The following is a 17,488-nucleotide window of genomic DNA, read 5'->3' on the forward strand; positions in this document are numbered from 1 at the left end:
CCGTTCTCAGCCGCAGTGGAAGTAGCCGGAGTTCGGCACGTGGTCCTGGATGATGTTGTTGCCGCTCAGGTTCCACACGTCCGTCTCGACGGCGATGCACCGGCCCTTGCCGTAGAACTTGAAGCTCGCGTAGTAGAGGTACTGGCCGTCGTCACCCGGCGAGACGTAGCCGTCCTTGTCCGTCCAGGCGTCCACGGCGATACGCGACTTGACGCCGTAGTAGGAGCCCTGCTTCACGGCGGCGACGCAGTTGTACGTGCCGTCCCAGAACAGATAGGTCTTGGCGTACGTGGTGCCGTTGTAGGTGTTGTTCCAGCTGTCGATCTGGGACCCGTTGCAGCCGTAGGTGGCGGCGCTGGCGGCCGGAGCCGTGACCAGCGAGTAGCCGGCGATCGCGGACAGCATCATGACCAGAGACGTGACGGATCTGGCGGCCTTGCTCTTGAGCTTCAACTTCTCCCCCTGGAGCGCTTGTTGCTTCATTCGTGGTCGAAGAGCGCTCAAGATCCTGTCATGTTCAAGTAACAAATATGAACACGCTGTAAAGCATTGGCCAGAAATTGATCACCCTGGCCGAAAGCGCTCTCAGGGGGAGGGGCTGCTACCAGGTGTAGTCGGGATCGACGTGCATACAGGCCTTGGTGTCCGCGCCGTTGAAGGTGTCGTCCGACTCGGGCAACGAGTCGTCCTCCTTCGCGGCCGTGTACTTCGTCCCCGAGCGCCAGTCCGCACCGACGACCAGCGTGACCCCGGAGACGTCCGTCGACTTCTTCACCGAACTCATCGGGATGCCGAGGGACTTGGCGACCCGCTGGGCGTCGCCCTCCAGGTCGGCGCTCGGATAGCGGACGAGGGTCTTGTCCTCGCTGAGGATCACCGAGGAGTCCGCCTCGGACGCGGTGAAGCCCTTGCCGACGAGCAGCTCGGTCACATCGGTGGCGCGTCCGCTCGCTGCCGCCTCCGTGCTGGTCCTGGTGCCGTTCTGCACCTGCACGGCGATCTTGTCGTCCGCGGCCGCCGGGTCGTCGGAGGTCTTGTCCTGCGTCGAGGTCTTCTTCTTGTCCTTGCCGTCGAGCGCGATGTCCTCACGGACGAGCCGGAAGACCTTCTCCGCCTCCTCCGGCTTGGGCACCACCCGGTTGCCGTCCGAGGCGTACTGCCACGGCATCGTCGTCATGGTGATGCGCTTCGTGGGGACCTTCCGCAGTTCCTTGCTCAGGTCGTACAGCTTGGTCACGGTGCCGAGCCCGTCGTCCACCGTCACTGCCTTGGTGGCCGTCTCGGCGAGCTTGCGCAGCTTGTTCGGGCTGCTCAGAGTCGCGTTCTCACGCAGCTCGCGGACCATCGAGTTCATGTACTGGTGCTGGGCCTTGGCCCGCGCGATGTCGGTGCCGTCCTCGAAGCCGTACCGGGTGCGCAGCCACTGGAGGGCCTGCTTGCCCTTGATGGGGGTGGTGCCCTCTTTCAGCCGCAGGCCGGAGCCGTGACCGGTTCTGGTGTGCGAGTAGATGTTGGCGTCCACGCAGACCGGTACGCCGCCGATCGCGTCCGCCATCGACACCACACCCGCGAAGTCGACCATGATGAAGTGGTCGATGTGGATGTCGGTCAGCTTCTCCCAGGTCGCCACCGTGCAGCCGGGGCCGCCACGACCGAGGGAGTCGTTGGTCATCGCCGAGGTGAGCGCCGAGTAGACCTTGTCGTTGTCGGGGTCGGTGCACTTCGGTATGTCGAGCAGGGTGTCGCGCGGCATGCTGACGACCGACATGTTGGAGCGGTCCGCCGAGAGGTGCAGCAGCATCTGGACGTCCGCGCGCGGCGCGGTGTTGTACGTCTCCTTGGCGCCGCCGAGCTTCTGGTTCTCGGCGTTGTCCCGGGCGTCCGAGCCGATCAGCAGGATGTTCAGCGGCGTCTGACCGGCGGCGTTCGCCTCTGTCTTGGCCGCCCTGTCCTTCTCGTCGCCGATGTTCAGGTCGTCCTTCTTGATGTTGCCGTTGAGGTGCCGGTAGTAGAGGTACCCGGCGCCCGCGGTGCCGACTATCACCACCGCCAGCACCATCGCCGACCAGCGCAGGAAACGCCGGCTTCGCCGTCGGCCACGGCCACCTCTGCCGCGCCGTCCCCCGCCGTGTCCGGCGGGCGGCTCCGTGCCCTGCGGTGTGAGGGACATCGTGTCCTCGACCGCGGGCACCTCTCCGCGCACGCTCTGCGCCAATTCCCTGTCCTCCCCACCCTGCGGACTGCCGAGCCTCCCCAAGCCCGACGACCGGCCTTTATGCCTCGTCCGCCTGGTCGGAAAGCGTACGCGAGAACCACTGTCGAATGCGGTGTCGAACGCCGATCGAGCTGTCGGACGTGAGCACGCTTCATCATTCTGCAGGGAGTTAGGAGTTCGCTGTGGGGTGCGGCCTCGGCTCACACCCGCCGGGCCGCACCCGCCGGGTCAGTTGCAGCCCATGGCGTTGCTGGTCCACGTGAGCTCGGGTGAGGTGAGGCGGAGGTAGACGCAGGTGCTGGGCGCGTAGACGTACACGGGACCCGCGTACTTCGTGTAGTTGCCCAGGTCCTCGTGCCAGCTGCCACCGGCCGCCCTGATGCCCATGCCGATGCCGCTGGACCTGCCGTAGTCGGTGTTGTTGCTGTCCTTGACGTTGACGGCGCAGTTGTAGCCGGAGGACGGGTTGTAGAGCAGGACGCTCCAGTAGTACTGCTTCGGGATGCCCATGTCGCCGGCGTCGACGGTGACCGTGTAACCGGATCCGCAGACCGATCGCGCCAGGCTCACGACGTCGCTCTTGGTCGACGCGCTCGCGTTCGTCGCCAGGGGGGCGACGACGAGGGCCAGTGCCGAGAGCATGACGGCGGCCAGTCTTCTGCGCATGGGGGACTCCTGGGTAGAGCGGGAATGATCGTCCGGGCGATCTCACCATCGAACACTCGTCGCAATGTTGCTGTGAGGCCCCTGTGACCATTAATTGATCATGGAATGGCTTGTTCCGGGTGCCTGTGATCGCCTCCACCGCGCGCTTCACGGGCCGCCGCTGCCCGCCGACGGTTCACCAGCGGTAGCGCTTGTACACGTCCATGCACTGATCGCTGTCCGCGCCGTTCATCTCGTCGGCGTTGCTCGGAAGGTCCCCGGCCTTCGGAGAGGACTGCTTCGGATAGGTCGTACCCGAGCGCCAGTCGGCGCCCACGACGACGGTGACACCGGAGACGTCGGTCGACCTCTTCACCGAACTCAGCGGAATTCCGAGTGACTTGGCGACCCGCTGGGCGTCGCCCTCCAGGTCCGCGCTCGGGAACCGCACCACGGTCCGCTCCTCGGCGAGCGCCGCCGAGGTGTCCGCCGAGGCCCGGGCGAAGCCCTTCTGCACGAGCAGCCCGCTGATCGCCCCGGCCCGTCCGGAGACCGGACCGAGCGTGGTGGACCTCGTCGCGTTCCGCACCAGGACACCGATCTGGTCGTCGGCCGCCGCCGGGTCCTTGGAGACCCTCTCCTCGGCCGACTTCTTCTTCTCCGAGGGCGTGCCCTTGTCGTCGAACGGCACGTCGTCGCGGAGCATCTGCCACATCTTCTCGGCCCCGGCGCGGTCCGGGACCAGATGGTTCCGGTTCTGGTCGTCCTCGACGGTCGGCAGGGTCGTCATGGTGATCCGGTCCGCCGGCACCGACTTGAGCTGCATGCCCAGGTCGTACAGCTTCTTGACGCTGCCGACCTCCTCGGAGACGGTCAGCGACTTCGTGGCCGCCTCGGCCAGCTTCATCAGCCGCCCGGTGTCCGTGAAGACGTTCTGCTTCTTCAGCGTGCGGATCATCGAGTTCATGTACATGTGCTGGGCCTTGGCGCGGCCCAGATCGCTGTAGAAGGCATGACGTGTGCGCAGCCACTGCAACGCCTGCTTGCCCTTGACGTCCTTCCGGCCTGCCGTCATCTTCAGGCCGGAGCCTCCGGGCACGCCGGGCATCGGGCGGTCCCACACGTTCTGCTTCACACAGACCTCGACGCCGCCGATGGCGTCCGCCATGCTCACCACGCCCGCGAAGTCGATCGTCATCCAGTGGTCGATGTAGACGCCGGTGAGGTTCTGCCAGGTGGCCAGGGTGCAGCCGGCCCCGCCGCGGGCCAGCGACGTGTTGATGATGTCGTTGGTCGCCGGGTACGTGGCGCCCGTCTTAGGGTCCTTGCACTTGGGAATGTCGACGCGGGTGTCCCGCGGGATGCTCACCACCGCGGCACTCTTCCGGTCCGCGGACAGGTGGATGAGCATCTGCACGTCGCCCAGCGGCGGGTTGCCGCGCGTGTCCTTGCTACCACCGAGCTTCACGTTCTCGTCGGAGGAGCGACTGTCGGAGCCGATGAGAAGAATGTTCAGCGGGGTCTGGCCGGCGGCGTTCGGCGCGGCCTTGTTCGCCTTGGAGTCGCCGCTGCTGCGCTCACCCTTCTCGATGTTGCCGTTGAGGTGCTGGTAGTACAGGTAACCGGCGCCCGCCGTGCCCAGTATCAGCACCGCGAGCGTGGTCGCGGACCATCTGAGCACGCGATGACCGCGTCGCGGTCGCCGTCTCCCGTGTTGTCCAGCGCCCTTCGGTCCTGAGCCCTTCGGCTCTGCGCCCTTCGGTCCTGCGCCCTCGGACGGGCTGTCGGTCCGACCCCGTCCGAGAGCGGGCTCGACGCCCGAAAACGTGCCTCTTCCCTGCCCCCGCACACTGTTCTGCGGCACCGTCCCACCCTCCCCGCCCCACACCTGACATGGCCCTGTCTTGCGTCAAGTGAGACGTGAGACAGGGCCACTTGGTGCATTCAAGATTCATCATTCTGCGGTGGGACGCGAGGCTCAGCCGCAGTGCACGTCTTCGTAGACGGCCAAGCCGTGGTCGGCCCCCGTGCCACCGCTCGTGAAGTTGAGCTCGCCGTAGATGTCGATGCAGCTGCCGGCGGCGTAGACGTACAACGGGCCGGCGTAGGAGGTGTAGTTGGAGTTGGTCCCGTCGAGCTTCCAGGTGCTGGACCCGCTCTTGCGGATGCCCGCGATGATGTGGTTGCCGCCGCCGACCTCGCTGTCGTTCGCGCGGGTGATGACGCAGTTGTTCCCGTTCGAGCTGTTGTAGTAGACGTCGATGTAGCCGACGGTGGGATTGGGGTACCAACCGTCCTTGATCGCCCAGGACTTCAGGAAACCGTAGGAGCTTCCGCAGTAGTTGACCCGGGACATCGCGTCAGCCTGTCCGGCTGAGATGCCTATCAGTCCGGCCGTCAGCAGCGTGACTGCTCCAGCCGCCGAAGTGATCCGCGTGCGCAACAGACCGCGCATAGCAACCTCCAAGGATTTCAATAGAGTTGACGCGCGATCAGTTAACCTGCGGACGCCGCTGCCCGGTGATCAAGGCCGTCTTTTGTGACCTTCGCCTCATGTGAGGCGGGACAGTGAACGGGCCTGCCACGCGTCCGGTTCGACGTGTGACAGGCCCGTGAGGTCGCGGTCTCTCAGCTAGCGCACTTCACCTCGTTCGCCGTGGTCTTGTCCACGTTCACCGGCGCCGCGGTGGAGTTCATCTTCACCCCGGCGCCCTTGAAGTCCTCACCCAGCGTCAGCGTGATGGTCGGCAGACCCTGGGAGTTGGTGACGCTCTTGCCCGGCTTCATCATCGACCCGGACAGGCCCATGATCGCGGCCAGCCTGCGGGCCTGATCGGCCTGGTCGGGGGCGTACTCCAGCGTCGTCTTCGCCTGGGAGGCGCCGGCGTTGCCCGCGTTCTCCGACTTGGTCACGCCCGCCTCGGTCTGGAGGTAGGTGAGCTCCTCCTGGGCGCTGCCGGCCGCGGCACCACCGTTGAGGATCCGCACCCGCACCTCGGAGGCGTCCGACTTGCTGCCCTTCAGCCGGGCGGCGACGGCGGCCTTCTCCTTCTTCTCCTTGGCCTTGACCGCGGTGAACGAGGTGTCGCTCTTGATCATGTTGAAGACCTGTGAGGCGTTCGGCTCAAGGGGCACGACGGTCGCCTTGACCACCTCGGCGGGGTTGTCCTTGACCGGGACCGTGGTGAAGGTGATGTTCTTCATCGGCACCTTCTTCAGCTCCAGGGCCACGTCCTTGAGCGTGCTGGCCTTGCCGATGCCCGTGTCGACGGTGAGCGCCTTGGTGGCCGCGTTGGCCAGCTTGATCAGCTTCGTGGGGCTGGTCAGAGTGTCGCCCGAGGTCATCTTGCGCATCAGCGAACTCATGAACTGCTGCTGGACCTTGATGCGGTCCAGGTCGCCCTGGTTGCCGAAGCTGTGCCGGGTGCGGACGAAGGCGAGTGCCTCCTCGCCCTCGATGGTGTGCTTGCCGGCCGACAGGTTCAGATGCGAGTCGGGGTCGTTGACGTCCTTGGCGAGACAGACCTCCACACCGCCCACCGCGCTCGTCAGCGTCTTCACCGCGTTGAAGTCGGCCATCGCGAAGTGGTTCACGTCGATGCCGGTGAGCTCCTCGACCGTCTTCATGGTGCAGCCGGGGTTGCGGCCGAACTGGCCGAGGCTGGTGTTGAAGCGCTTGTCCTGGGTGCCCGGGATGACCTTCGTGGTGCCGTCCTCGGTGACCTCGCAGTCCGGTACGTCGACGATCAGGTCCCGGGGGATGCTCATCGCGGTCGCGTTCGTACGGTCCTTCGAGACGTGCAGCAGGATGTTGGTGTCGGCGTGCCCGACGCTGCCCTTGTCGCCGTAGCCCCCGTTGCCCGACCCGGTCCGCTTGTCGGTGCCGATGATCAGGATGTTGAAGGCCTCGTCCTTGCTGAAGCCGTCGTCGGCCACGTTGCCGACGTCCTCGGTGGTGACGTTGCCTTCGAGGTGCTTCAGATACAGGTAGGCGGCTCCCGCCGTGCCGACCAGCACGAACGCCATCACACCGCCGGTCCACAGCAGTATTTTCTTGCCGCGCGCCTTCTTCTTGACCGGCCGCCGGTTGCGGCGCCCGGGCGGCGGCTCCTCGGGCGCACCGCGCCGACGACGGGGCGGCGGTACGTCACGGCCGGGAACGTCGGCGGGCGACGTCCGTCCCGGCGCGGCCGTTCTGCCGCGCGGCGCCCCGGAAGGGCCCGCCGCACGAGAAGTCGTTCTGCTGCGTGGTCCCGGGACCGCTGATTGCGGTGCGGAAGGAGTCAGTCGCAGTTCGTATTCGCCAGTGTTCGGATTGAGCACCCACTGGTCTGCGGGGTCGATGTCGTCCGCCCGCCCACGGCCTTGCGCGTCCACGGTTGTCTCAATCCTCCGTCGGGGCCACGCGGCGCCTTCCCCCTCAAAGGCGCTCGGGTCTCGGTCTCACAGTGCACGACCTCAGGAAGACCTATCGGCCTGCTGCACCGGATCGCTCACACTATCCGGCCAGTTCATCGGCAAGCGACGACGGTGACAAATTCCACGTCCCTACAACTGGGCAATCCACCCATTTCCTTGAACAGATGTACGTGGCCTTGGTAATCGCTTTACTTACAGGTGTCCTCGGCGGCCGTGTTTCCGCGAAACGTGGGCGCGGGCGAAGTGGTGGCGGCGGGGCGTTCGGCGCCGGACTTCTTCCGGGGGACTTCCTTGGCGACCGCCACCGGCGCGTCCGTGCGCAGCCGGGCGAACAACTGCTCCGCCTCGGCTTCCACGAGCTGGTCGCGGTTGGCGTTGTAGGCGTACGACTCCCTTGGCACGGTCAGGAATTGCACACGTTCGGTGGGGATGTCGCGCAGCCCCCGCACGAGGTCGTACAAACCACGCAAGCTCGCCAGATCCGGGTCGGTGGTGAGCGAGGAGGTGGCCGCGTCCAGCACCGGATAGAGGCGGACCGGATTCAGCAGGACGTCATTGCTCTGCACCTTGTTGACGAGGGCCCCGAGGAACCGTTGCTGCCGGTCCATCCGGTCGGTGTCGCTGCCGTTGCCGATCGACTTGCGGGCGCGGACGTAGCCGAGGGCCTGCTCCCCGTTGAGCGTCACCCTGCCCGCCGGGAGCTTCAGCTTGGCGGCCTTGTCGTTGATCGGCTTCGTCAGGCAGATCTCGACGCCGTCGACCGCGTCGACCATGTCCTTGAAGCCATGGAAGTCGACGACCATGTGATGGTCGATCCGGACGCCGGTCAGCTTCTCCACGGTCCGGATGGTGCAGGCCGAACCGCCCTTCTGGAAGGCGTAGTTGAACATCGCGAACATCGGCTCGGTCCGACTGCCGTCCGCTTGCAGACACGCCGGTACGTCCACCATCAGATCGCGGGGGAGGGAGACGGCCGTCGCGCTGCGCCGCCCCGCGGACAGGTGCAGCAGGATCGTCGTGTCCGACCGCTCGGTCCCCGAGTCCCGCCCGTAGCGCGCGTTCCCGTCCCCGGAGCGCGAGTCCGAGCCGATCACCAGGATGTTCTGCGCGTCCTTGACGAGCGCGGTGGGCCGCTCCTTCTCGTACCGGGCGAGTTCCGCGGCGGCGGCGTCGTCGGGCGTGATGTTCCCGTCAAGCTTGGCGTAGATCGCCCACCCGGTCCCGACGGCCGCCACGACGAGGACCGTCACCCCGACGGCCCCGCCCCGCAGCCAACGCCGCCGGCGCCGCCGTATCAGCCCCCGCCCCGTGGCGGACGCCCCCGCTCCCGGACCGAGGGTGCCTTTGCGGGGCGTACCTGCGGTGTCGGTCACGGCTGATCCACCCCTCATGACGTACGAGCGTGTGGTGCGGGTCGCTCTTACGACCATGGCGCGGATGGGAGGTGGGGGCGTGTCGGGTTGGGCCGGACGGGCGACTGAGGGCACCTTTTGAAGGTCGGCGCGGAGGACGCTTTCAGGGGCGCGGGGAACTGCGCGACCAGCCACAACGGACCCGCACCCACCAAACAACCTCAGTGAGCGGTAGCAGTCACCCGCTCACTCTCGACCCGCTTCGCCAGCCCTTCCTCCCCCAACCGCTCCAGATTCCGGCACAACACCACGGACCCCCCGGTGGCCAGCGGCGAGTACAGCCCCGCGCGCAGCCCCTCCCAGGTGTCGTACGCCAACCCCGACAGCAATCGCGAGCCGGGCCCGGTCAGCCCGAGGCCGGAGGCCTCCGCGGAGGCCCGCTCCACCACCTCCGCCCCGCTGAACTCCCGCCCGGCCACGACGAGCGCGGGCTCGTCGGGGTCGACCGGCGCGAACGGGGCGAACCGGTCGCCCTGCCCCGGCACCTCGACCGCGTAGTCGGCGAAGCCGTCCGGGGTCTGCGGGAAGCGTCCGCCGAGCGGGCGCAGCGCGAGGGCGATGCGCGAGCCCGAGCACGCGCGCGCCGCGTCCAGGGTGTCGGGCCCGCTCACCACGATGTCCGCGGCCTTCGGATCACCGCCGACATCGGCGACCACGCCCACCGAGGAGCACGCCAGCAGCCACACCGCCGTCTGCCAGTGCGCGGGCAGCAGCAGCGCGACCCGGTCGCCGGGCTCCGCGGAGAGCTCGCCCTGGAGGAGGTTGGCGGTCTTGGCCACCCAATTGGCGAAGGTGGCGACGGACAGTTCGACGCGTTCGCCCGTGGCGTCGTCGTAGAAGGTCACCAGGGGGCGTCCGGCGTCCGCGGCGAGCGCGGAACGCAGCAGGTCGGCAGGGGTGCGATCGGTGGCGTTCACCCGGGCAAGCGTACGCGGGCGCGCGGCGGGGCGACGAGGGACCGGCCCGCTGCCGGCTCACCGGTTCGGGGGAACGGCAGCCGACGATCCGTCAGTTCCCGGATGGACAGATATGTATGACTATGTCCAACATCGTTGGCATGCGCGGATTTCTTGCTTCCTCGATCGGTGTCACCTGTGCGGCCGCTCTCGCCCTGCCGCTGACCCCACCCGCCGCCGCGACCGTCGCGCGCCCGGCGCCGACCGCGGAAGTGTCGGCCCGGAGCGTCGATCCCGGCGCCGCCCCGGCGGCGGTCCCCGGCAGCACCCAGTCCCTGCCGCTCACCCCGCTCGGCGCCGACCGCGCCCTGGGGTCGGCCGCCGTCCAGGGCCTGCCCCGCCGCGACGTGCACCGCTTCTCGATGGTCGGCGTCGTCTGGGACGACCCGGCCACCGCACTGCACGGCCGCGTCGAGGTACGCGCGCGTGCGCTCGACTCGGGTACGTGGTCCGCCTGGCAGGACGTCGAGACGCACTACGCGGACGACGGCGCCGACCCCGACACGGCCGAGCGCACCTCGGGCCGGGTGCGCGGGGCGACGGCACCGCTGTGGGTCGGTGACTCGGACGGCGTGGAGGTAAGGGTGCGGGCCGCGGCCGAGACCCGCGAACTCGGCGCCGAGGCGACCGCGCTGCCGTCGGGGCTGCGCCTCGAACTCGTCGACCCCGGCGAGGCCGCCCTCCCGCAGGGCACCCCGGCAGGCGGCCCCCGGACGCGTGGCGGTCTCGGCGCCGAGGCCCCCGAGGCCGTCGCCGCCTCCGCCGCCAACGCAGGGCTCGCGCCGCTCGGCGCCACCGAGATCCCCGCGCTCGACCGCGCGCGGACCGAGCGGGAGATGGTCGCCCTGCGGGCCGGTGAACTGACGGAGCGACAGCGGGCCGAGCCGAAGATCGGCCCGCGCCCGCGCATCGTGACGCGGCGCGGCTGGGGGGCGAACGAGAACCTGCGCGAGAGGAAGTTCGTCTACACGAAGAAGGTGAAGGCGGCCTTCGTCCACCACACCGCCACCGGCAACGGCTACCGCTGCTCCCAGGCCCCCTCCGTCATCCGCGGTATCTACCGCTACCACGTCCGGAGCATGGGCTGGCGTGACATCGGCTACAACTTCCTCATCGACAAGTGCGGCACCATCTACGAGGGCCGCGCCGGGGGAGTGGCGAAGCCGGTCCTGGGCGCCCACACCCTCGGCTTCAACACCAACAGCATGGGGATCGCCGTCCTCGGCACCTTCGGCTACACCCGCCCCACGTCCGCCGCGGTGAAGGCCGTGGCCCGCGTGACGGCCTGGAAACTGGGGCTCTACGGTGCCAATCCGCGCGGCAAGACATACCTGAAGTCGGGCGGTGGCAACCTCTACCGCAAAGGCACGAAGGTACGACTGAACGTCATCTCCGGCCACCGCGACGGCTTCTCCACCGCCTGCCCCGGCTGGCAGCTCTACCGCAAGCTCGGCTCGGCCCGCTCGACCGCGGCGCGCTACCAGGGGAGGTGACGGGGGGAGGGCGAGGGGGATGGAGGAGGGCGAGGGGGCGGGGAAGTGTCAGGGGGACGGAGAAGTGTGAGGGGGACGGAGAACCGCACTGCCGTCGATTCCGTCGATGTTGTCGAAAGCGCCGCACAACGGTCTGCATACACTGACCGGCCGAAAGACAGTTCGGCCGGTCACCGGCAGGAAGCAGAGACGACAGGTGACAGAAGCGATCCTCCTGGTCGGGGGCAAGGGCACGAGGCTGCGTCCGCTCACGGTGCACACGCCGAAGCCGATGGTCCGCGCGGCCGGGGTCCCGTTCCTCACACATCAGCTCGCGCGGGCGAGAGCGGCGGGCGTCGACCACATCGTCCTGGCCACGTCCTATCTGGCCGAGGTCTTCGAACCCCACTTCGGCGACGGCTCGGCACTCGGCCTCCACATCGAGTACGTCACGGAGGAGGAGCCACTCGGCACGGGCGGAGCGATCCGCAACGTGGCCTCCCGCCTCCACTCCGGTCCCGACGACCCGGTCCTGATCTTCAACGGTGACATCCTCACGGGCCTGGACATCCGGGCCCTGGTGGCCACGCACGAGTCGACGAACGCGGACGTCTCGCTCCACCTGACGAAGGTCACGGACCCTCGCGCCTACGGCCTGGTCCCCACGGACGGGACAGGAAAGGTCCTGGCCTTCCTGGAGAAGCCGCAGTCCCCCGAGGAGATCGTCACCGACCAGATCAACGCGGGCGCGTATGTCTTCCGCCGCTCGTTGATCGACACGATCCCGGCGGGCAGACCGGTCTCGGTGGAACGCGAGACCTTCCCCGACCTCCTCGCGGCCGGCGCCCACCTCCAGGGCATGGTCGACTCCACGTACTGGCTGGACCTGGGCACCCCGGCGGCCTTCGTACGAGGCTCGGCCGACCTGGTCCTGGGCCGCGCCCCGTCCCCGGCGGTCCCCGGCCGCTGCGGCGACCGGCTGATCCTCCCCACGGCCCGCGTGGCCCCCGACGCCAAACTCACCGGCGGCACGGTGGTGGGCGAGGGCGCGTTCGTGGCCGAGGGCGCCCGCGTCTTCGGCAGCACGATCCTGCCCGGCGCCGTGATCGAACCCGGCGCGGTCATCACGGACTCCCTGATCGGCACCCGCGCAAGGATCGGCGAACGCTCCGTCCTCAGCGGCACGGTCATCGGGGACGGCGCGGTGGTGGGCCCCGACAACGAACTCCGAGACGGCGCCAGGGTGTGGTGCGACGCCCACATCCCGGCGGGGGCGGTGCGCTTCTCGTCGGACCAGTAGGCGTTGGGCGGCGCGGGTTCGTTGTGGGTCACGCTCGAACGCGGCTGCGGGTCATGCCGCCCAGGGGCGCGGGGAACTGCGCGACCAGCCACGACGCATCCGCAGCCGCCCCACCAACCAGCCCGTCCGACGGGGTCGAAGGGGCGGCGCCCCTGGGGATGGGACGGGTAGGGGCGGCGGGGGCGAGAAAGGCCAAGGCCAGCCACAGCGCCCCCCCCGGCCCCCCGGGGGCCTCGTCACAACTGCCCGATATCCCCCCGCGACATCCGAGGCGCCCGCCGCGCCGGCGTCCGCCCACTCAACAGAATCAACCGCGCCGCCCGATGCCGCTGCCCCGCATACGGCTCCAGCAACGACAACATCAGCGCGTCATCCGCGTCCCGGTCCCCCGCGAGCGCCCACCCCACGATCCCCGGCAGATGCAGATCCCCCACGGTCACCGCATCCGCCGCCCCATGACTGCGCTGCACCACTTCCGCGGACGTCCACGGCCCCACCCCCGGCACGACCTCCAACCGAGCCTGAGCGTCCTCCGCCGACATCCCCACCGCCTGCTCAAGCCGCGCAGCAACCCGCACAGCCCGCAGAATCGTCGACGCCCGCTTGTTGTCGACCCCGGCCCGATGCCACTCCCACGACGGGATCAACGCCCACGTCCGAGGCGCCGGCATCACCCAGAGCCGCCCCCCGGCAGCGGGCCCAGGCGCCGGCTCCCCGAACTTCCGTACCAGCAACCGCCACGCCCGGTACGCCTCGTCGGTCGTGACCTTCTGCTCCAGGATCGACGGGATCAAGGACTCCAGCACCAGCCCGGTCCGCGTCAGCCGCAGCCCCGGCCGGCGATGCCGCGTCACCGCCAGCAACCGGTGCCGGGGCACGAAGACGGACGGATCGTCGGCGGCCCCGAGCAGCTCGGGCAACCGGTCGAGCAGCCACCGCGCCCCCGGCCCCCACGCCTCCCCGCGGACCGAACCGTCCCGCCCCGCGGCGACCCGCAGCGTCCCCGGCCCGGCAGGCGTCAGACTGGCCCGCCACACCGACCCGTCCGGCATCGCCCGGAACGTCGGATCGGCGGGCCCGCGCCGCAACGGCCCGAGCACCAGCCCCAGCTCCAACGGCCACTCCGGCACGAACGTCCGCGCCAGCCCCGGCGCCGAGGCAGGCCGCGGCACACCTTGGGGCACGGCGACATGCCCACCACGCACCGTCGTACGAGTGGGCCGCGGAGTGAACCGTCCAGCCACGAATGAGTCCTGGGAGTGAGGGAGAAGTCCTGCGGGAGACCTACGAGCCTAGAGGCACGCGAGCCTTCTCACCGCACCTCGATGAACATCCCGGCATCCCGCTCCGCCCGAGCCCTCGGTTCCTCTGCCGGATGCCCGACCGCCACGGCCCCCATCGGATCCCAGTCCCCCGGCAGCCCCAGCACCTCCCGCACCACGTCCCGGCAGAACATCGTCGACGACACCCACGCCGACCCCAGCCGCTCCCCGGCCAGCGCGACGAGGAAGTTCTGCACCCCGGCCCCGGTCGCGACGACGAACATCTCCCGCTCGGCCCCGTCCCGCCGCGGATCGCCGTAGGTGTGCGAGCCGTCCATGACCAGACACGGCACCACCAGATAGGGCGCGTTCCGCAGCACGTCCCCGCGGCGCACCCGCTTGGCGATCGACTCCTCGCTCTTGCCGTCCCGCCGCAGATCCGCGATCCAGGCGTCCCGCATCGCGTCCAGCAGCTCCGTCCGCGAGGCCTCGGACTCCAGCAGGACGAACCGCCACGGCGTGGTGTGATGCGGCGCCGGCGCGGTCACGGCCGCGGCGACCGCCCGCCGCACCGCACCGCCGTCGACCGGCTCGTCCGTGAAGGCCCGAACCGTACGCCGCTGGGTCACCGCCAGCCGTACCGCCTCGGAGGTGCCCAGCCGGAACATGTCGTCGCGCGCGTCGCGCACCATGGCGCCCGCCCCCTCCCCGTGCTCGACGGACACCACCTGTGCCAGCCCGCGCACCACGGCGACGGGCCGTCCGGCGGCCTTGCCCTTGACCAGGTCGCCGGCCGCCGCCAGTTCGTCGGCCGTGGCGACGACGGTGGCGCTCAGCGGGTTGCCGTACGCGTCCGTGCCCCCGCGCAGATCGTCGAGCACCCGCACCCCGGCGGCGCCGATCGCCACGTCGGTGAGTCCCGCGCGCCAGGGCCGCCCGAAGGTGTCGGTGATGACGACACCGACGTCGACGCCGAGCAGTTCCCGCAGCCCCTCGCGTACCGCGCGCGCGGAGGCGTCCGGGTCCTCGGGCAGCAACAGGACGGTCCCGGCCGGAGTGTTGGAGGCGTCGACCCCCGCCGCGGCCATGATCAGCCCCTGCCGGTTCTCGACGATCCGCAGGGCGCCGCGTCTGGCCACCACCCGTACGGTCTCGGCGTCGATCGCCGCCTCCCGGTCGGCCGCCTCGACGATCCGGCCCTCCGCCTTGGAGACGATCTTCGAGGTGACGAGCAGCACGTCACCGTCGGCGAGACCGGGCTCGGCGGCGGCGATCAGCTTGGCGAGGTCGTCGCCGGGCGCGATCTCGGGCAGGCCCGGTACGGCCCACACGCGGAAGCCGTCCGTGTTGTCGAAGCCGTCCGTGCTCACGCGGCCCGCACCTCCTCCGCCAGTGCCAGCGCCTCCCGGGCCATCTGCGTGCTCGCGTCGAGGTCCGTCATCATCAGCGGTACGGCCCGGCAGCGGACGCCGGCCGCCTCGACGCGCTCCACGGAGGCCGCGTCTACGGTGTCGACGAGCCAGCCGTCCAGCAGCCCCGAGCCGTAGTGCTCGGCCACCGCAGCGGCCGACGACTCCACGCCCACCGCCGCCAGCACCTTGTCGGCCATGCCGCGCACGGGCGCGTCCCCGACGATGGGGGAGAGGCCGACCACGGGGACGCCCGCCTCGGCGATCGCCTCGCGGATGCCGGGCACGGCCAGGATCGTGCCGATGGAGACGACCGGGTTGGACGGCGGGAAGAGGATCACGTCCGCCTCGGCGATCGCCTCCAGGACGCCGGGCGCGGGCTTGGCCTGCTCCGCGCCCACCGGCACGATCGCCTCCGCCGGCACCGAGGCCCGCAGTCGTACCCAGTACTCCTGGAAGTGGACCGCCTTGCGCTCGCCGTCGACCTCGACGGCGACATGGGTCTCCACGCGGTCGTCGGACATCGGGATCAGCCGCACGCCCGGCTTCCAGCGGTCGCAGAGCGCCTCGGTGACCGCGCTGAGCGGGAATCCCGCGCCGATCATCTGCGTACGCACGATGTGGGTGGCGAAGTCCCGGTCGCCGAGCCCGAACCACTCGGGGCCGACGCCGTACGCCGCGAGCTCCTCCTTGAGGTGGAAGGTCTCGTCGGCCCGGCCCCAGCCCTGTTCCTCGTTGATGCCGCCGCCGAGCGTGTACATCACCGTGTCGAGGTCCGGGCAGACCTTCAGTCCGAAGAGGTGGATGTCGTCTCCGGTGTTGCCGATGACCGTGACGTCCGCGTCCGGCACGGCCTGCTTCAGACCGCGCAGGAAACGGGCACCGCCGATGCCGCCTGCCAGAACCACGATTCGCATGGGACAAGCATTGCAGGCGGGTACGACAACGCGTCAGGCAGTCACCGGACGCGCCGTGCAGGCGTGCGCACCGTGCATCGGCATCTCGGTCAGTCCGGGGTAGTACACGTGCAGGCTGACCGCCGGCTCCAGCGCGTCGTTGACGACCTCGTGCACATAGCCCGGCGCGAACACCCGCTGCGCGCCGGTCGCCAACGCGCGCGTGCCGCGGTCGGTGCGCTCGGTCAGCTCGCCCTCCAGGACCGTCAGTACGCCGGAGGAGCGGCCGTGGTCGTGCAGCCCGCTGCCCTGTCCGGGCACCCAGGACAGCAGCCAGACCTCGTAACCGGGGCCGGTGCGCAGCCGGTGGTACCAGCGCGTGGTGGCGTCGTACTGCACCAGGTGCTCCCACTGGGAACGGTCGGCGGCGATGGAGCGGGCCAGGCCGACGAACTCCGCGACGGTCGAGGGGTGCTCGCGCGGGGGCTGGAGGAGGTGGGGCACCTCCAGGATGTCGCCGGCGATCTGGAGGTCGTTGTCGCTGTTCATGGGATGGGGCGGTTCCTCAGTGAAAGAAGGTCAGACAGAGGGAACGGGAAAGGCCGAGTCCCGGGGGATTCGGCCTTCAGCTGGAGCGGGTGTCGTGCACCGGGGCTCAACAGCTGTGACAGCAACAGCTACAGCGAGCGCGGGCAGCACCGTGGGACCCGGCGGTGCGGGTCGTGGTGAGTGCCAAGTTCGCGAGCATGCCCACTAGGACAGCGGTTCACACCGGCACTGTCAACTCGACACCGGCATGTGGGACTGCTTTCACCTCATCCGGTTCATCTGAGAGGTGAAAGGTTTGTTCACCCGTCTACCGGGACACATGGCGCACAACCGGCGCGCAAGGAACGGGAACGAACTCCTGGGCGTCCTTCTCCGTACAGGTCCTGCACGGGTTCGGAAGCCCCGCGGGCCCCATCTGCTTGTCAAGGTTTATGGCGATTTGAACACTTTCCGCTAGGCCTTGGTTCCGCAGAGTGAATAAGGGGCCCAATAGCAGATCTCGGCTTGACTCGCCCGGAGCAGCACACTTGTAATTTCACTCGTGTCGTTCAGCCGACATCGGTAACGGCTACATCACGGGGACGCGAAAGACAGACGAGGGGCGCACATGACCGAGCTGGTGCAGCAACTGCTGGTCGACGACGCGGACGAGGAACTCGGCTGGCAGGAGCGCGCGCTGTGCGCCCAGACCGACCCCGAGTCCTTCTTCCCCGAGAAGGGTGGCTCCACCCGTGAGGCCAAGAAGGTCTGCCTGGCTTGTGAGGTCCGTTCCGAGTGCCTCGAGTACGCCCTCGCCAACGACGAGCGCTTCGGCATCTGGGGCGGTCTGTCCGAACGGGAGCGGCGCCGCCTGAAGAAGGCCGCGATCTGACCGACCGGCGTCACCTCGCACGTACATACGGGACTTACGGCCCGTCGCAGGTGGGTTGTCCACAGGCGGCGGGCCGTCGTCA

Annotated in this window: 15 protein-coding genes; 3 read left to right on the top strand and 12 right to left on the bottom strand. The window is 69.2% G+C overall.

Annotated elements, in window-relative coordinates; all coding sequences use genetic code 11:
* Positions 1 to 6: 6 nt before the first annotated feature.
* The 8 genes from OG885_RS27245 to OG885_RS27280 form a co-directional block, all read right to left on the bottom strand.
* The gene (locus OG885_RS27245; protein ID WP_399961385.1) at positions 7 to 483 is read right to left on the bottom strand and encodes a hypothetical protein; all 477 of its coding nucleotides are present in this window, start codon (positions 481 to 483) and stop codon (positions 7 to 9) included.
* A gap of 118 nt (positions 484 to 601) precedes the next feature.
* Entirely contained in the window at positions 602 to 2,170 is a 1,569-nt protein-coding gene (locus OG885_RS27250) for an LCP family protein (RefSeq protein ID WP_405742902.1), read from the bottom strand.
* 273 nt (positions 2,171 to 2,443) lie between these two features.
* Positions 2,444 to 2,881, bottom strand: a complete 438-nt coding sequence (locus tag OG885_RS27255) for a serine/threonine protein kinase (RefSeq protein WP_405736096.1) — start codon at positions 2,879 to 2,881, stop codon at positions 2,444 to 2,446.
* Positions 2,882 to 3,056: 175 nt separating this feature from the next.
* On the bottom strand, positions 3,057 to 4,724 hold the full coding sequence (locus tag OG885_RS27260) for an LCP family protein (RefSeq protein ID WP_405736099.1): 1,668 nt from the start codon (positions 4,722 to 4,724) through the stop codon (positions 3,057 to 3,059).
* 114 nt (positions 4,725 to 4,838) lie between these two features.
* Positions 4,839 to 5,216 carry a spore-associated protein A gene (locus tag OG885_RS27265; RefSeq protein ID WP_405736102.1) on the bottom strand — a complete coding sequence of 126 codons (378 nt, stop codon included), beginning with the start codon at positions 5,214 to 5,216 and terminating at the stop codon, positions 4,839 to 4,841.
* A 272-nt stretch (positions 5,217 to 5,488) separates the two neighbouring features.
* Positions 5,489 to 7,237, bottom strand: a complete 1,749-nt coding sequence (locus OG885_RS27270) for an LCP family protein (protein WP_405736105.1) — start codon at positions 7,235 to 7,237, stop codon at positions 5,489 to 5,491.
* 230 nt (positions 7,238 to 7,467) lie between these two features.
* Entirely contained in the window at positions 7,468 to 8,670 is a 1,203-nt protein-coding gene (locus OG885_RS27275) for an LCP family protein (RefSeq protein WP_405736108.1), read from the bottom strand.
* 182 nt (positions 8,671 to 8,852) lie between these two features.
* A complete protein-coding gene (locus OG885_RS27280; RefSeq protein ID WP_405736111.1) occupies positions 8,853 to 9,608 on the bottom strand; it encodes a TIGR03089 family protein in 756 nt (251 codons plus the stop codon).
* Between the two features lie 140 nt (positions 9,609 to 9,748).
* Between OG885_RS27280 and OG885_RS27285 the strand changes: the two genes are divergently transcribed.
* Together OG885_RS27285 and OG885_RS27290 are read left to right on the top strand one after the other, a co-directional pair.
* Entirely contained in the window at positions 9,749 to 11,140 is a 1,392-nt protein-coding gene (locus tag OG885_RS27285; protein ID WP_405736114.1) for an N-acetylmuramoyl-L-alanine amidase, read from the top strand.
* Positions 11,141 to 11,336: 196 nt separating this feature from the next.
* Positions 11,337 to 12,419, top strand: coding sequence for a sugar phosphate nucleotidyltransferase (locus tag OG885_RS27290; protein WP_399961403.1), 1,083 nt, complete (start codon positions 11,337 to 11,339; stop codon positions 12,417 to 12,419).
* A gap of 236 nt (positions 12,420 to 12,655) precedes the next feature.
* Here the strand turns inward: OG885_RS27290 and OG885_RS27295 are convergent, their stop codons facing one another.
* The 4 genes from OG885_RS27295 to OG885_RS27310 all read right to left on the bottom strand — a co-directional run bounded on the left by OG885_RS27295 (position 12,656) and on the right by OG885_RS27310 (position 16,535).
* Positions 12,656 to 13,663, bottom strand: coding sequence for a DNA-3-methyladenine glycosylase family protein (locus OG885_RS27295; RefSeq protein WP_405736117.1), 1,008 nt, complete (start codon positions 13,661 to 13,663; stop codon positions 12,656 to 12,658).
* 68 nt (positions 13,664 to 13,731) lie between these two features.
* Complete coding sequence (locus OG885_RS27300) at positions 13,732 to 15,051, bottom strand: coenzyme F420-0:L-glutamate ligase (protein WP_405736120.1); 1,320 nt, start codon at positions 15,049 to 15,051, stop codon at positions 13,732 to 13,734.
* Positions 15,048 to 16,007 carry a 2-phospho-L-lactate transferase gene (gene cofD / locus OG885_RS27305; RefSeq protein ID WP_405736123.1) on the bottom strand — a complete coding sequence of 320 codons (960 nt, stop codon included), beginning with the start codon at positions 16,005 to 16,007 and terminating at the stop codon, positions 15,048 to 15,050. The genes OG885_RS27300 and cofD overlap by 4 nt, the downstream gene beginning before the upstream one ends.
* 33 nt (positions 16,008 to 16,040) lie before the next feature.
* Positions 16,041 to 16,535: a cysteine dioxygenase gene (locus tag OG885_RS27310; protein WP_399961411.1), complete on the bottom strand. Its 495-nt coding sequence runs from the start codon at positions 16,533 to 16,535 to the stop codon at positions 16,041 to 16,043.
* Between the two features lie 607 nt (positions 16,536 to 17,142).
* Between OG885_RS27310 and OG885_RS27315 the strand changes: the two genes are divergently transcribed.
* Positions 17,143 to 17,406 (top strand): WhiB family transcriptional regulator, encoded by a 264-nt coding sequence (locus tag OG885_RS27315; RefSeq protein WP_010986447.1) that lies wholly within the window; start codon positions 17,143 to 17,145, stop codon positions 17,404 to 17,406.
* The last annotated feature ends 82 nt before the right edge of the window (positions 17,407 to 17,488 follow it).

Source organism: Streptomyces sp. NBC_00028 (genome assembly GCF_045041065.1).
Lineage (GTDB): Bacteria > Actinomycetota > Actinomycetes > Streptomycetales > Streptomycetaceae > Streptomyces.

Coding starts and splice junctions, on each gene's coding strand:
- OG885_RS27265 (WP_405736102.1), bottom strand. CDS start 5,216: ATGTCCCGGGTCAACTACTGCGGAAGCTCCTACGGTTTCCTGAAGTCC.
- OG885_RS27250 (WP_405742902.1), bottom strand. CDS start 2,170: ATGTCCCTCACACCGCAGGGCACGGAGCCGCCCGCCGGACACGGCGGG.
- OG885_RS27255 (WP_405736096.1), bottom strand. CDS start 2,881: ATGCGCAGAAGACTGGCCGCCGTCATGCTCTCGGCACTGGCCCTCGTC.
- OG885_RS27315 (WP_010986447.1), top strand. CDS start 17,143: ATGACCGAGCTGGTGCAGCAACTGCTGGTCGACGACGCGGACGAGGAA.
- OG885_RS27245 (WP_399961385.1), bottom strand. CDS start 483: ATGAAGCAACAAGCGCTCCAGGGGGAGAAGTTGAAGCTCAAGAGCAAG.
- OG885_RS27285 (WP_405736114.1), top strand. CDS start 9,749: ATGCGCGGATTTCTTGCTTCCTCGATCGGTGTCACCTGTGCGGCCGCT.
- OG885_RS27275 (WP_405736108.1), bottom strand. CDS start 8,670: ATGAGGGGTGGATCAGCCGTGACCGACACCGCAGGTACGCCCCGCAAA.
- cofD (WP_405736123.1), bottom strand. CDS start 16,007: ATGCGAATCGTGGTTCTGGCAGGCGGCATCGGCGGTGCCCGTTTCCTG.
- OG885_RS27310 (WP_399961411.1), bottom strand. CDS start 16,535: ATGAACAGCGACAACGACCTCCAGATCGCCGGCGACATCCTGGAGGTG.